Below are 15,109 nucleotides of genomic sequence, written 5' to 3' on the forward strand. Positions count from 1 at the left end.
AACCTGTGCCTGTCCCTTACCTCCGTGTGTTTGCTCGCGGGAGCCGATGGGATGAACCGGATGTGGAGCGGCGGTTGCAGACGTTGGTGATGGGGGTACTGGAATACAGCTTCTGACCTGATAACCGAATTAAAAATGTGGGAGGGGGCTTGCTCCCGATAGCGGTGTGTCAGTTGATAGACCTGGGACTGACACACTGCTATCGGGAGCAAGCCCCCTCCCACATTTGATCTGTCTTGCTTTCAAGCTCGTTATTCGGCGTACGCCCAGGTCATCCGGAACGACGCCCCGCCCCATTCCGAATCCAGCACTTGCACTTGGCCGCCGTGCCACTGCGACACCCGCTGCACCAGCGCCAGGCCCAGGCCGAAACCGCCGGTGCGGCGGTCGCGGCTGGCGTCCAGGCGCGTGAACGGCTGGAAGATCTTCGACCGGCCTTCCTCCGGCACGCCGGGGCCATCGTCACACACGCGCACTTCATAGCCGCTGCCGAACCTGACCAGCGACACTTCCACGCGGCGCTCGGCGTAGCGCACGGCGTTGCGCAGCAGGTTGATCACCGCACGCGCCATAAAGCGCGGCTCGATCTGGATAACGTCCACCTCGCAGGTGCGCAACGACAGCTGGATACCGGCCGCCTCGGCCTCCAGGGCCACGCTGCCGATCACACTGTCGAGCCAGCTGTGGGCCTCGATGCGCTCACGGGTGACCTGGGTGGCGCCACGCTCCAGGCTGGCGTAGGTGAGCAGTTCGGAGACCATTTCTTCCAGCTCGCCCAGGTCGGCATACATGTCGGCGATCAATTCGCTGCGCTGGCACGGGTCGGTCTGTTGTTTCAACTGGTCGAGCTCGAACGACAGGCGTGCAATCGGCGTGCGCAATTCGTGGGACACGGCGTTGGTCAGTTCGCGCTGGTTGGCGATCAGGCTTTCGATGCGCTCGGCCATCTGGTTGAAGTGCCCGGCCAGCTCACGCACCGTGGAACGGCGTGGCAGCAGAATGCGTGAACCGAGGTCGTTGTCACCGAAACGTTGTGCCGCCAGGCGAATATGTTCCAGGTCACGCCAGTGCGGGCGCACCCAGAAATACAGCACGATCGCCAGGCTCAATCCCAGCAGGCAATAGGCCCACAGGTACAGCCATTTCGGTTCTTCGGGCAGTTTGATATTAAGCAGCTGCGGGCCGCCATCGATATTGGCGATGAACTCCATGAAGTCGCCGCGTACCACCAGTTTTCCGGCGGCAAGCAACTGTCGTTCACGCGGGTCGAGCGCCAAGTCATCGCGCTGGACCAGTTTCAGGTGCAGGCCGTAGTGGGGTTGCAGCTCGCTCAGGCGCGCCGCGCGGGCATCGCCCGGCAAGGGTCGCAATTGTTCCACCAAGCCATAAGCCGGGCCGCGCAGGGCTTCGCGGTTATAGGTTTCATTGGCTTCGGGCAGCAACTCATCGAAGGTGTAGTTGACCAGCCAGATCGCCCCCGCCAGCCCCAGCGCCAGGATGATGTACAGGCGAATGTAGAGCCGCAGCATCTAGACCTCCCACGCGAAGGGGTTGAACAGGTAGCCCTTGCCCCAGATCGTCTTGATGCACACCGGTTCGCGGGGGTTGTCGTTGAGTTTGCCGCGCAGCTTGCTGATGTACACATCGACACTGCGGTTAAGGCCGTCGAAGGCGATGCCGCGCATGCGGTTGAGGATGTCATCGCGGGACAGGATCGTGCCCGAGTTACTGGCCAGCAGCCACAGCAGCTCGAATTCCATGGTGGTGAGGTCGATCTGTTCGTCCCCAAGGCTGACCACGCGGCAACTGCGATCGATGGCCAGCCGCCCGAAGGCCAGGGCCCCGCGCACCGTCGGCTCCGGGGCTTGGCGCCGTTGCAGGGCGCGCAGGCGTGCCAGCAGCACGGGGGGCTTGATCGGCTTGATCACATAATCGTCGGCACCGGACTCGAGGCCGAGGATATGGTCCAGGTCGTCTTCCTTGGCGGTGAGGATCACGATGGGCGTGTCGGACACCGTGCGAATCCCTCGACACACGTGCAGGCCGCTCTGGCCGGGCAGCATCAGGTCGAGTACGACGATCTTTGGCTTGAACTCCAGGAACGCCGCCAGGGCTTTGTCACCCCGGTGCTCCACGCGCACCTCAAAACCATGCTGCGACAGAAAGTGCGCGATCAGCCCCGCCAGTTTCTCGTCATCCTCAACGAGCAAGACCTTGCCCAGCCCCAGGTTTTCCATAAGTTCCCAATGTGCAGACGCGGATTGAAGAGCGGGCATTATAGGTGGCAAGCTGGGCAACTAAAGCCGTTGGTCAGCACAGGCCGACGAAGCTTCATGCTTTTAAGAGTTTTTAACAAATAAGCTGCAATCTTTAACGCCATGTACAGGGAGTTGTATGCGCAAGGATTACCTGGCGTTCTTTGTTTCGCTGTTCCTGTCACGGCTGGCGGACCAGATCCTGCTGTTTATCGTGCCATTGATCGTGTTTCAGACCACTCAAAGTGTGGCCTGGGCCGGGCTGGCGTTCTTTGTCGAGTCGCTGCCGCGCTATCTGGCGTTCCCGGTGTGCGGCGCAGTGTGCGACACGTTCGCGCCGGTGCGCATCCTGCATATCAGCCAGGTTTACCGGGCGCTGGCCTGTGTGCTGGCGGTCGCCTTGTACGGGGTGTTCGACGGTATTTACTGGGTCGTGCTGCTCTCGGCAGTGTGCGGGGTACTGACCACCCAAGGCATCATGGCGCGAGAAGTGCTGATGCCGCATATCTTCGCGCAGTACAGCTATGCCAAGACCCTCTCCTATTCGCAGATCGCCGACCAGAGCGGGCTGGTGCTGGGGCCGTTGGTGGCCGCACTGATGCTTGAGGTATGGGCGTGGCACTGGGTGGTGCTGGGCGTGGCCGGGCTGTTCCTGCTCGCAGACCTGGCGATGCGGGTGTGGCAACGCTCCAGCACGGCCAGCCTGGCAACCTTCGAGCAACATCGAGATATCTGGCTGCGACCGCTGAAGATTGCCTTCGGACATATCCGCCGCCTGCCGGAGTTGAAGCGGGTCATCACGTTGGCGGTGGGTGTGAACCTGATCATTGGCGTCACGCTGGCCACCTCTGCGGCCATGGTGACCGGCCAGTTTGCGGCGGGCAAGGACGCCTACGCCCTGCTCCAGGCAGCGGGCGCGCTGGTCACCATCGGCATTTTATTTTATCTGGCGCGGGCCGGCCTGCCCCTGAAGGTGCTCGGCGGACTGTCTTATTCGATGATCGGCGTGGGCGCAGTGATCATGGCGATCAGCCCCGACGTGTGGCTATACGTAGTGGGCTTCCTGCTGGTCACCGGCTTCGACAAGATGTTCAACGTCTACCTGCGCAGCACCCGTCAGCGGGTCATCCCCGTGCAGGACTTTGGCAAGACCGTGGGCGTGATCACGCTGCTCAATAACCTGCCGCAGCCGCTGGCAGGGCTGGCGGTGGCGCTGCTGGCGGCGCCCTTGGGCACGCAGACGGTGATCCTGCTGCTGGCCGCGATCACCGCCTTGATCGGCGTGGCCGTGGCCTCAGGCTGGCACGCCACTGTGAAAGCGGAACTCGATGTCGGGTGACTCGATCAGTTCCTGCTCGGTCGCCCTCACCCGCTCGATCACCTGGGCGATGTCCTTGGCGTCACCGTACTGGTACGCCAACTTCAGGTAACCCTGGAAGTGCCGCGCCTCGCTTTTCAGCAGGCCGAAGTAGAACTTGCCGAGTTCTTCGTCCAAATGCGGCACCAGCGCTTCGAAACGCTCGCAACTGCGCGCTTCGATAAAGGCGCCGACCACCAGGGTATCCACCAGTTTGACCGGTTCGTGGCTGCGCACCACTTTGCGCAAACCGGAGGCATAGCGCCCGGCGTGCAGCTGGCGCAGCTCGACCTTGCGCTTTTTGATCAAACGCATGACTTGTTCGTGGTGCACCAGCTCTTCGCGGGCCAGGCGCGACATCATGTTGATCAGGTCGACATGGCCGTGGTACTTGGCGATCAGGCTCAGGGCGGTGCTGGCGGCTTTGAATTCGCAGTTCTTGTGGTCGATCAGCAGGGTGTCCTGATCGGCCAGCGCGGCCTGGACCCAGGCATCAGGGGTGCGGCAACCGAGGAATTCGTGGATTTCTGGCAGGTTCATCGGGCTCACGGGCAAAAGGATCACAAAAGGCCGGCGATTATACCGACCCCGCCGCAGACCACCAGCCACCGGCTTTGATGTGCATCAACATGACGTGCGCCAGCCAGCAACTATAGTTGTTGCAGCCCCCACCCTTTTTGGAGATCCCGATCATGCAAGCCATCCGCAGCATCCTGGTGGTCATCGAGCCCGAGCATTCGGAAAGCCTGGCCCTCAAGCGTGCCAAGCTGATCGCCGGGGTCACCGGCGCACACCTGCATTTACTGGTCTGCGACAAGAAGCATGAGCACTCGGCGCTGCTGGCCCTGCTCAAGTCGGGCTTGCAGGAGGACGGCTACAGCGTCACCACCGAGCAGGCGTGGAATGACAGCCTGCATGACACCATTATCGACGTGCAGCAAGCCGAGGGCTGTGGGCTGGTGATCAAGCAGCACTTCCCCGACAGCCCGTTGAAAAAAGCCCTGCTGACGCCTGCGGACTGGAAGTTGCTGCGTTACTGCCCGACGGCGGTGTTGCTGGTCAAGACGGCCACGCCGTGGGCTGGCGGCGTGATCCTCGCGGCGATCGATGTGGGCAATACCGATGGCGAACACCGCTCGTTGCACACTTCGATCATCGACCATGGCTTTGATATCGCCAGCCTGGCCAAGGCGCAGTTGCACGTGATCAGCGCCCATCCGTCGCCGATGTTGTCGGCGGCGGACCCGACGTTCCAGCTCAAGGAAACCATCGAGGCGCGCTATCGCGAGCAATGCAAGGCGTTTCAGGCCGAGTTCGATGTGGACGAATCGCACCTGCATATCAAGGAAGGCCCGGCGGATGTGTTGATCCCCCATCTAGTTCACACCCTGCAAGCGGCGGTAACGATCATCGGCACCGTGGCGCGCACCGGAATTTCCGGGGCACTGATCGGCAATACGGCAGAGGTGATACTGGATGCGGTGGAGAGTGATGTGCTGGTGCTCAAGCCGCAGGCGTTGATGGATCACCTGCAAGAACTCGCCAGCAAGCCCTGATCCAACCTTATGAACGATGGAGATCAAAATGTGGGAGGGGGCTTGCTCCCGATGACGGTGTGTCAGTTACAGATTAGCTGACTGATACACCACTATCGGGAGCAAGCCCCCTCCCACATTTTGGAGGGGTGTTGTCAGTCAGCGAGCGCGTCGCGCAGGAAACCCGGCGCGATATAGCGCTGGTAATGCGCCTCGGACAGGATAAAGAACTCCCGATCAATGGCATCGCGTAATTCCGGCAAGGCCCAGTCACGAAATTCGGGTAACAGCACCATGCCGTAGGCCTCCAGGTTATTGATCACCCGCGCCCCACGCGCGATCAATTGATAGGCCCAGCAGTACTCGGACTGGTGCGGCACGAAGCGAATTTTGCGCTGTTCCAGCTGGCCGCGCAGGGTCTTGGGGTCGAAAACTTCGAGCTTTCCGGCCATTACCTGCACCAACAATTGCTCCAGCCGCAGCCAGACCGCGCGTTTTTCTTCTTCGTTATAGCCATTCCACAGGATCACTTCGTGGTGGAAGCGCTTGCAGCCACGGCACACGAGATCGCCGTAAACCGTGGAGCACAGGCCGACGCAGGGGGTCTTGATGGTTTGGTTGGACATGGGCAACAACACGCAGATCAGCGAAACAATGCGCCATGTTAGCCCTTTGTCTAACCTTCATCACCCTGCAAACTTGGCGAGGCAACTTACCTTTAGAATTTTTTTGCCGTAGAATCATCCGGCCTTGTAAGGCGCCAATAATCCGCTGGAAGCTGTTTTCAAAGCGTCACGAGCACAGTCGTTCCTTCAGAACGGTGTTGGCGATGGTTAATGACTCGGTAGGTCAGAGCCCTCGCCAACCCTCATCAGCTCCGTTCTGCAGGCGTAAAACTTTGAAAGCAGCTTCTGTGAGGAATGCCGGCAGCGCTGGCTTTGCGGCCCAAAAAGCCCCCGAGCGCATGCGTGCCGTTCATTTCTGGATGAGCGTCCCGTGGGACCACTGATGAGGGTAATAACTGTGCTTGAAGCCTACCGCAAACATATCGAAGAGCGTGCAGCCCTGGGTATCGTTCCCCAGCCGCTTAACGCCGAACAAACCGCAGGCCTGGTCGAGCTGCTGAAAAATCCTCCGGCTGGCGAAGAAGAATTCCTCGTTGACCTGATCACCAACCGCATTCCACCAGGCGTTGACGAAGCCGCTTACGTCAAGGCCGGTTTCCTGTCTGCCCTGGCCAAGGGCGAAGCCACTTCCCCCCTGATCGACAAGAAACGCGCGGTTGAACTGCTTGGCACCATGCAAGGCGGCTACAACATCGTGACCCTGGTTGAGCTGCTGGACGACGCCACACTGGCACCGGTCGCCGCTGCCCAACTCAAGCACACCCTGCTGATGTTCGATGCATTCCACGACGTCGCCGAAAAAGCCAAGAACGGCAACGAACACGCCAAAGGCGTGCTTCAGTCCTGGGCTGACGGCGAGTGGTTCCGCAACCGCCCTACCCTGGCCGACAAAATCAGCCTGCGCGTGTTCAAGGTCACCGGCGAAACCAACACCGACGACCTGTCCCCTGCGCCGGATGCCTGGTCCCGTCCTGACATCCCGCTGCACGCCCTGGCCATGCTGAAAATGGCCCGTGAAGGCATCGTGCCGGACGAGCAAGGCAAGACCGGCCCGATGAAGCAGATCGAAGAGATGCGCGGCCAAGGCTTCCCGATCGCCTACGTCGGCGACGTGGTCGGTACCGGTTCCTCGCGTAAATCCGCGACCAACTCCGTGCTGTGGTTCTTCGGCGACGACGTTCCCTACGTGCCGAACAAGCGCGCCGGCGGTTTCTGCTTCGGCAGCAAAATCGCTCCGATCTTCTACAACACCATGGAAGATGCGGGCGCACTGCCCATCGAGTTCGACGTCTCCAACATCAACATGGGCGACGTGATCGACCTGTACCCGCATGCCGGCAAAGTCTGCAAGCACGGTACCGACGAAGTCATCACCACCTTCGAAATGAAGACCCCGGTGCTGTTGGACGAAGTCCGCGCCGGCGGCCGTATCCCGCTGATCATCGGTCGCGGCCTGACGGACAAGGCACGTGCTGAGCTGGGCCTGGGCCCTACCGACCTGTTCAAGCTGCCTGAAGCGCCTGTCGACACCGGCAAAGGCTTCACCCTGGCACAGAAAATGGTCGGTAAGGCGTGCGGTCTGCCGGAAGGCAAAGGCGTTCGTCCTGGCACCTACTGCGAACCGAAGATGACCACCGTGGGCTCCCAGGACACCACCGGTCCTATGACCCGTGATGAACTGAAAGACCTGGCGTGCCTGGGCTTCTCGACCGATCTGGTAATGCAGTCGTTCTGCCATACCGCGGCCTATCCAAAGCCGATCGACGTGACCACCCACCACACCCTGCCTGACTTCATCATGACCCGTGGCGGTGTATCGCTGCGTCCAGGCGACGGCATCATCCACAGCTGGCTGAACCGCATGCTGCTGCCGGACACCGTCGGCACCGGTGGCGACTCCCACACCCGTTTCCCGATGGGCATCTCGTTCCCGGCCGGCTCTGGCCTGGTCGCGTTCGCCGCAGCCACTGGCGTAATGCCACTGGACATGCCGGAATCGATCCTGGTGCGCTTCAAAGGCAAAATGAAACCTGGCATCACCCTGCGTGACCTGGTTCATGCCATTCCGTACTACGCGATCCAATCGGGTCTGCTGACCGTAGAGAAAAAAGGCAAGAAGAACGCCTTCTCCGGCCGCATCCTGGAAATCGAAGGCCTCAACGACCTGACGCTGGAGCAAGCTTTCGAGCTGTCCGACGCCTCGGCTGAACGTTCGGCTGCCGGTTGCACCATCAAGCTGTCGAAAGACTCGATCACCGAGTACCTGAACTCCAACATCACCCTGCTGCGCTGGATGATCGGTGAAGGCTACGGTGACCCGCGCACCCTGGAACGTCGCGCCCAAGCGATGGAAGCCTGGGTTGCCAACCCGGAACTGATGGAAGCCGATGCCGACGCGGAATACGCCGAAATCATCGAGATCGACCTGGCCGACATCAACGAGCCGATCCTCTGCGCACCGAACGACCCGGACGACGCCCGTCTGCTGTCCAGTGTTGCCGGTGAGAAGATCGACGAAGTGTTCATCGGTTCGTGCATGACCAACATCGGTCACTTCCGCGCTGCCGGTAAGTTGCTGGAGCAGGTCAAGGGCCAGCTGCCGACGCGTCTGTGGCTGTCGCCGCCGACCAAGATGGACGCTCACCAACTGACCGAAGAAGGCTACTACGGTATCTACGGCAAGGCTGGCGCACGCATGGAAATGCCGGGCTGCTCGCTGTGCATGGGTAACCAGGCACGTGTAGAGCCGAATTCGACCGTGGTGTCGACCTCGACCCGTAACTTCCCGAACCGTCTGGGTGACGGCGCTAACGTCTACCTGGCTTCGGCCGAGCTGGCGGCCGTGGCGTCTACCCTGGGTCGCCTGCCGACCGTCGAAGAGTACATGGGCTACGCAGCGAAACTGGACACCATGGCCAGTGACGTCTACCGCTACCTGAACTTCGACCAGATTGCTGAGTTCCGTAAGATTGCAGCGAGCGCTAACATCCCGGTGATTCAAGCCTAAGGGTGTGTTGATGTAAAAGGCGCCGCGTATCGCAAGGTACGCGGCGTTTTTTTATGCGTGGGAATTGGCCAGTTGCACAGCACCGTCGACGCTCAAACCGCTGAGCAGCACGTGCGGTGGCAACGCTTCAGGCAGCGCCTGCAACACCTCAAGGGCATCATGCCTTACCCGCGCCAGCACCAGCCGCTTGCCCTCCCCGCGCACCTGCGCAAAAAATGCTGCCAGCGCTTCGATACTGGTGCCGTCGAGGTCGGGGGACTCTTCGAGGCTTAGCACCACCGTCTCTGCCTGGGACCGGCGCATCAGGCGCAGGGCCGCGCCCAGGATACGTTCGGCATTGGCGAAAAACAGCGCTTCGCTGGGACGCACGATCAATAGGCCCGGTACGTCCAGCGCATCAGCATGATGTTGACGGCCTACAAAGTCATGACTGTCACCCAGGCGACCGAGCACCTGGATGTCTGCCGACGACATCTGGCGCAGCATCAACAAGACGCTGACCGCCACTGCCAGCAGCAATCCATCCAGCACGCCGAGCACCAGCACCGCAGCGACGGCACAGATCACCAGCAAGCGATCACGCCTCCACAGGAAGTAGCGTCCCAGAGGCTGCAGGCTCAAGCCACGTCCCAGCGCGTACATGACGATGGCTGCCAGCACTGGCTCCGGGGTTAGCGCAACATAGGGCAGCACCGTCAACACAATCACCAGTACCACCAGCGCGGCAATGATGCCGGCCAAACGTGAACCCGCACCCGCCGCTTCATTGGCCGAAGTCGCCGAATACCCGGCACCGACCGGCATGCCGTGGAACAATCCAGACACGAGGTTCGCCGCGCCCAACGCCAGCAAATCGCGGTTGGATGACACGCGGTCGCCATGTTTAAGCGCGAATGAGCTGATGGAGCCGTAGGACTCAGCGTACAGAATCATGACCAAGGCAAACGCCAGCTCGCCCAGACGCAACCAGTCGGCGAATGGCAACACCGGAAGGTGCCCCAGCTCCAGGCGCAGTTCGATCACGCCAATCAGCGCCACGCCATGGGTCTGCAGATCCAGGTACTGCCCGGCAACGATGCCCAGCACCACCACCAATAATCCGCCGGGCAGGCGCGGGATTCGTGCGCACAGCCACAACACCAGCAACGCAACGGCGGCCACCAGCGCAGCCGGCCAATTCCAGCGTGGCCATTGCTCCAGCAGCTGCGGCAGGAAGCGAATAAGGTTGTTGTCGGTCAGGTGCACCCCAACCACGCTGGCCAATTGTTTAAGGATGATGGTCAGCGCCAGGCCGAAAGCAAAACCGCGCAATACAGGCTTGGCGATAAACGAGGTGACACCACCGAGCTTGAACAGCCCGGCCAACAGGAAAAACGCGCCTGTGACCAGCACCAGTCCGAATGCCAGGGGGAGCCTCAGCGCCGGGTCATCACCTGCCAGGCTAGCGGTTGCGGCCGCCAGTACCGCCGCCGAAGAGGAGGTGGCCGAAACGATCGCAAAGCGGCTGGTGCCCATCAGGCCGTAGCACAGCAACCCGGCAAACAGGGCGATGACGCCGGCCTGGGGCGGCAGCGCGGCAATACTGGAATAGGCCACCGCCTCTGGCAGCAGCAAGCCGGCGATGGAGAGCCCGGCGAGTATGTCCTGGATGCGGTTGGGTGAAGCGACGACGGCGGGAGGAGTTTGAGTGTTCAAGCGGGCCAACCTTGGGGGTCTCCAAGACAGAAACCAGTAAGCCGATAAGCTTAGCCCTCATTGCAGGGCCGTGGGTTGATCCTTGTGCGGGTTTGCGCACCTAAAAAAGGCCGATTCGCGGTGTACGCGAATCAGCCTCTGTCGGTGCCATCTGTTATCGATAGGTATCTACACCTCTTCAATGTGATAGTGCGTAAGCGCAGGATCACTCAAGATACGTAGATACCTACACTGCGATCAGGACAGCAGTGAGTAAACCAACGCAGTAATCGCCACCAGGCCTACGGCGGTGACAAACACATTCGACGCCTGCCCACGGTACTTGGCCATGGCCGGCACCTTACGAATGGCGTACATCGGCATCAGGAACAGGATCGACGCGATGATCGGCCCGCCCAGCGTCTCTATCATGCGGAGGATACTTGGGTTAAGCGTGGCAACCATCCAGCACACCACCAGCATGAAAGCGGCAGTCATGCGGTCCAGGCTCTTCGCTCCGGGCCGGCGACCGGTTTTAAGGACCAGGCCCTTGAGGCCTTCGCTGGCGCCGATGTAGTGGCCCAGGAACGACTTGGCAATCGCCACAAACGCGATCAACGGAGCGGCAAACTCGATGGTCGGGTTATCGAAGTGGTTGGCCAGGTAGGACAGGATCGACAGGTTCTGCGCCTTCGCTTCGGCTAACTGCGCCGGCGACAGGGTCAGCACGCAGCTGAACACGAAGAACAGCACCATCCCCACCATCAAAAGATGCGCGCGAGACAGGATCTGCGAGCTGCGTTCATCGGCATGGACGCCGTACTGGCGCTTCTGATCAACCGCAAAGGCCGAGATGATCGGCGAATGGTTGAACGAGAACACCATCACCGGAATCGCCAGCCACAGCGTATTGAGCAGTGCCGACGGTGCCGGGACTACGCTGGCGGTGCTGAGGATGCCGCCATTCCAATGCGGAACCAGGTACACCGCCAGGAACAGCAAGGCGACGATGAACGGATACACCATCAGGCTCATGGCCTTGACGATCACTTGCTCGCCGCAACGCACCACGGCCAGCAGGCCGAGGATCAGCACCAACGACAGAATCGCCCGTGGTGGCGGCATGATGTGCAGTTGGTGCTCCATGAAGCTGCCAACGGTATTGGTCAGAGCCACGCTATAAATCAGCAGGATCGGGAAGATCGCAAAGAAGTACAGCAAGGTGATCAGCGCACCGGCCTTGATGCCGAAGTGTTCTTCCACCACGTCGGTAATGTCGGAGCCTTCACGGCCGGACAGCACGAAACGGGTCAGGCCACGGTGAGCGAAGAAGGTCATCGGGAACGCCAGCAGCGCGAGGATCACCAGTGGCCAGAAGCCTCCCAGGCCCGCGTTGATCGGCAAGAACAGCGTGCCGGCGCCAATGGCGGTGCCGAACAGGCCAAGCATCCAGGTGGTGTCCTGGCGGCTCCAGGTCGTGAGGGTTGCAGGTGTCGTCTCATAGCGTTCGTCGACGCTATTGGCCTGATCATTCATCCAGTCGGATCTCCGCATTTACACGGCCGGGACGAGTCAGAAAAACCTGACAGGCAGCGCCCCGACCATAGAAGGGGCCGGATTGTCCGGGATTCTTTTGAAGAAGCAAAGACTTAGCTGAGGAACGGTGGCGTGGTACATCGACGCGCCGCGCACAATTCAAACACATTCGTTGACAACTTGGCGGCGCTCTCAGCATGATCCAGCCATGAACCGTATTCAGCTGAACCTCACCCGCACCACCACCACGACCGCCTCAGGCGGGTCGTGCGGTTGCTGTGGGTGTTCACGCTAAACACCTCACAGATTCAACCCAAGGCCCCGCCAGCAATGGACGGGGCCTTTTTATTGCTCCGCCCGTTCGGCAATGACAAGGAGCAACACCATGGCTGACGCCCTGCTGATCATCGACATGCAAGCGGGCCTGTACGATGGCCCAGAAAAACCCTTCGCGCGCGAACGCCTACTCGCGAGCATCAATCAGTTGATTCAACGTGCACGCACTGCTGGCGCCCCAATCTTCGTGGCCCGGCACACTGGCCCGGCAGGTTCGCCAATTGAAGCCGGCAGCCCGCCCTGGCAGCTATGGCATGCGCTGGAGGTAGACGAGTCGCGTGATCACCTGTTCAACAAGACCCGTCCCAGTTGCTTCCTGGGCACAGACCTGGAGGCGCAATTGAAAGCGGCGCACGTCAAAGAGCTGGTGATCGTCGGCATGAAAACCCAGTTCTGTATCGACACCACGTGCCGAGTCGCGGTGGAACTGGGGTTTTCAGTGGTACTGCCCGAAGACGGCCATACCTGCATGGACACGCCGACGCTGAAGGCCGAGGCGATTATCGAGCATCACAATGCGACCCTGGCCGGGGCGTTTGTGAAGCTCACAAGCGCCGTCGAGATCAGCTTCTAAACGCTCAAATACGGCATACTCCTTCCCTCAAACCCTTCAGGAAGAGCCTTCCGATGACCGCTACTGTTCTGGTCCTGGTTGAAACCATCAACGAATACCTGCCCATCATCGAGAGCAATGACTTTCACGTGATCCTGGCGCCCACACCCGCCGAGCGCACCGCGGCCATCAAGGCCCACGGCAGCCAGATCAAGGCGGTGCTCACCCGCGGCCCACTGGGCTTGTACGCCGAGGAAATCGCCGCGCTGCCCCTGCTGGAAATCATTTGCGTGATTGGCGCCGGCTACGAACACGTGGACCTGCAGGCCGCCAGCAACCGCGGGATCGTGGTCACCAACGGCGCCGGGGTGAATGCGCCGTCGGTGGCCGATCACGCCATGGCGTTGCTGCTGTCGCTGGTACGCGGCATCCCGCAGACCGACGCAGCCGTACGCCGCCATGAATGGCCGAAGGTGATGCGCCCGTCACTGGGCGGCAAGCAGTTGGGCATTCTCGGACTCGGTGCGGTGGGCCTGGAGATCGCCAAGCGTGCGTCCCTGGGCTTCGGCATGGAGGTGAGTTACCACAACCGCCAGCCACGCGATGATGTGGACTACACCTACTGCGCGACGGCGGTGGAGCTGGCGCGCACCTCGGACTTCCTGATCCTGGCCACGCCCGGCGGCGCCAGCACCCGCCACCTGATCGATCGGCACGCCCTGGATGCCCTGGGCCCGAATGGCTACCTGGTGAACATCGGCCGTGGCAGCGTGGTGGTCACCGCCGACCTGATCGCCGCCCTGGAACAGCGCCGCATCGGTGGCGCCGCGCTGGATGTGTTCGACGATGAGCCCAAGGTCCCCGACGCGCTCAAGAAACTCGGCAATACCGTGCTCACCTCCCACGTCGCCGGCCTGTCGCCGGAAGCCGCCCATGACACCGTGCAACGGGTGGCCGATAACCTGGTGGAGCACTTCGCCGGGCGCCCGGTACTCACCCCAGTCGCCCTGCCCCCGCCCACTAAATGACCGATCAGGCACGCTGATCATCATCCAACACGCTAACCTATTAAGCCGCCCCGACCTTGTCGCTGGGCGGTGGTGCGCATTAGATTAGGAAATAGTCCGAGGCCTTTAGAATAAGCAGAAGGGATAAGCATGGCGCTGAACGACCAATCGACCCAGATTCGCCCAGGTGAAGAACTTGATGCCAGCCTGATCGATCCCTACCTCAAGGCCCATATCCCGGGCCTGAGCGGCACGCCCACGATCAGCCAGTTTCCCGGCGGCGCGTCCAACCTGACCTACCTGCTGGAGTACCCGGGCCAGGAATTCGTGCTGCGCCGCCCGCCCTTTGGCCACAAGGCCAAGTCGGCCCACGACATGGGCCGCGAATACCGCATTCTCAACCAGCTCAAGGACGGCTTCCCCTATTGCCCCAAGGCCTACGTGCATTGCACCGACGAGTCGGTGATCGGTGCCGAGTTCTATGTGATGGAGCGGGTCAACGGCATCATCCTGCGCTCCGACCTGCCAGCCGAGCTGGGCCTGGACGCCGTCAAGACCGAGGCGCTGTGCAAAAGCTTTATCGATAAGTTCGTCGAATTGCACCAGGTGGACTACAGCGCCTGCGGCCTGGCCGACCTGGGTAAACCCGAGGGCTATGTGGCACGCCAGATCCGTGGCTGGAGCGATCGCTACGAAAAAGCCCTGACCCCCGACGCGCCACACTGGGAAGCCGTGCGCGCCTGGCTCAACGACAAGATGCCGGCCGATCACCCGACGTCGAGCATTGTGCACAACGACTACCGCTTCGATAACGTGATCCTCGACCCGCACAACCCGATGCAGATCATTGGCGTGCTGGACTGGGAGCTGACCACCCTCGGCGACCCGCTGATGGACCTGGGCAACACCCTCGCCTACTGGATCGAAGCGGCGGACCCCGCGCCGGTGCAGTTGATGCGCCGCCAGCCGAGCAACGCGCCCGGCATGCTCACTCGCCGTGAGTTCGTCGACTATTACGCCGAGCGCTCCGGCATCCAGATCGACAATTTCGACTTCTACTACACCTACGGCCTGTTCCGCCTGGCCGGCATCGTGCAGCAGATCTACTACCGCTTCTTCCATGGCCAGACCCAGGACAAACGCTTTGCGCAGTTCATTCAGATGAACAAACTGCTGGAGCAAATGAGCCTGAACGTCATCAGCACATCCACGCTCTGATCGCC

Annotated in this window: 12 protein-coding genes; 6 read left to right on the forward strand and 6 right to left on the reverse strand. The window is 61.2% G+C overall.

Going from position 1 to position 15,109, the window contains the following annotated elements; all coding sequences use genetic code 11:
- Positions 1-251: 251 nt before the first annotated feature.
- A complete protein-coding gene (locus ACI512_RS21085; protein WP_236383489.1) occupies positions 252-1,529 on the reverse strand; it encodes an ATP-binding protein in 1,278 nt (425 codons plus the stop codon).
- On the reverse strand, positions 1,530-2,237 hold the full coding sequence (locus tag ACI512_RS21090) for a winged helix-turn-helix domain-containing protein (RefSeq protein ID WP_012724637.1): 708 nt from the start codon (positions 2,235-2,237) through the stop codon (positions 1,530-1,532).
- Positions 2,238-2,394: 157 nt separating this feature from the next.
- Between ACI512_RS21090 and ACI512_RS21095 the strand changes: the two genes are divergently transcribed.
- Positions 2,395-3,594 (forward strand): MFS transporter, encoded by a 1,200-nt coding sequence (locus tag ACI512_RS21095; RefSeq protein WP_093541828.1) that lies wholly within the window; start codon positions 2,395-2,397, stop codon positions 3,592-3,594.
- Here ACI512_RS21095 and ACI512_RS21100 read toward each other — a convergent pair.
- Positions 3,550-4,152, reverse strand: coding sequence for a tRNA-(ms[2]io[6]A)-hydroxylase (locus ACI512_RS21100; RefSeq protein WP_046034797.1), 603 nt, complete (start codon positions 4,150-4,152; stop codon positions 3,550-3,552). The genes ACI512_RS21095 and ACI512_RS21100 overlap by 45 nt on opposite strands.
- Positions 4,153-4,304: 152 nt before the next feature.
- On the opposite strand from ACI512_RS21100, the gene ACI512_RS21105 reads away from it, so the two are divergent.
- On the forward strand, positions 4,305-5,168 hold the full coding sequence (locus ACI512_RS21105; protein WP_012724640.1) for a universal stress protein: 864 nt from the start codon (positions 4,305-4,307) through the stop codon (positions 5,166-5,168).
- A 134-nt stretch (positions 5,169-5,302) separates the two neighbouring features.
- On the opposite strand, the gene ACI512_RS21110 is transcribed toward ACI512_RS21105, so the two are convergent.
- Complete coding sequence (locus ACI512_RS21110) at positions 5,303-5,773, reverse strand: DUF1289 domain-containing protein (protein WP_064053390.1); 471 nt, start codon at positions 5,771-5,773, stop codon at positions 5,303-5,305.
- Positions 5,774-6,170: 397 nt separating this feature from the next.
- On the opposite strand from ACI512_RS21110, the gene acnB reads away from it, so the two are divergent.
- Positions 6,171-8,780, forward strand: a complete 2,610-nt coding sequence (gene acnB, locus ACI512_RS21115; RefSeq protein ID WP_405121904.1) for a bifunctional aconitate hydratase 2/2-methylisocitrate dehydratase — start codon at positions 6,171-6,173, stop codon at positions 8,778-8,780.
- Between the two features lie 51 nt (positions 8,781-8,831).
- Here the strand turns inward: acnB and ACI512_RS21120 are convergent, their stop codons facing one another.
- Entirely contained in the window at positions 8,832-10,475 is a 1,644-nt protein-coding gene (locus tag ACI512_RS21120; protein ID WP_405121308.1) for a SulP family inorganic anion transporter, read from the reverse strand.
- A gap of 237 nt (positions 10,476-10,712) precedes the next feature.
- A complete protein-coding gene (locus tag ACI512_RS21125; protein ID WP_231809584.1) occupies positions 10,713-11,990 on the reverse strand; it encodes a serine/threonine transporter in 1,278 nt (425 codons plus the stop codon).
- A gap of 385 nt (positions 11,991-12,375) precedes the next feature.
- On the opposite strand from ACI512_RS21125, the gene ACI512_RS21130 reads away from it, so the two are divergent.
- The 3 genes from ACI512_RS21130 to ACI512_RS21140 all read left to right on the forward strand — a co-directional run bounded on the left by ACI512_RS21130 (position 12,376) and on the right by ACI512_RS21140 (position 15,104).
- On the forward strand, positions 12,376-12,900 hold the full coding sequence (locus tag ACI512_RS21130) for a cysteine hydrolase family protein (protein WP_236383446.1): 525 nt from the start codon (positions 12,376-12,378) through the stop codon (positions 12,898-12,900).
- A 53-nt stretch (positions 12,901-12,953) separates the two neighbouring features.
- Positions 12,954-13,907 carry a 2-hydroxyacid dehydrogenase gene (locus ACI512_RS21135; protein ID WP_064053385.1) on the forward strand — a complete coding sequence of 318 codons (954 nt, stop codon included), beginning with the start codon at positions 12,954-12,956 and terminating at the stop codon, positions 13,905-13,907.
- A gap of 129 nt (positions 13,908-14,036) precedes the next feature.
- Entirely contained in the window at positions 14,037-15,104 is a 1,068-nt protein-coding gene (locus ACI512_RS21140; protein WP_236383449.1) for a phosphotransferase family protein, read from the forward strand.
- The last annotated feature ends 5 nt before the right edge of the window (positions 15,105-15,109 follow it).

The sequence above is a fragment of the Pseudomonas petroselini genome, from assembly GCF_045037875.1.
GTDB lineage: Bacteria > Pseudomonadota > Gammaproteobacteria > Pseudomonadales > Pseudomonadaceae > Aquipseudomonas > Aquipseudomonas petroselini.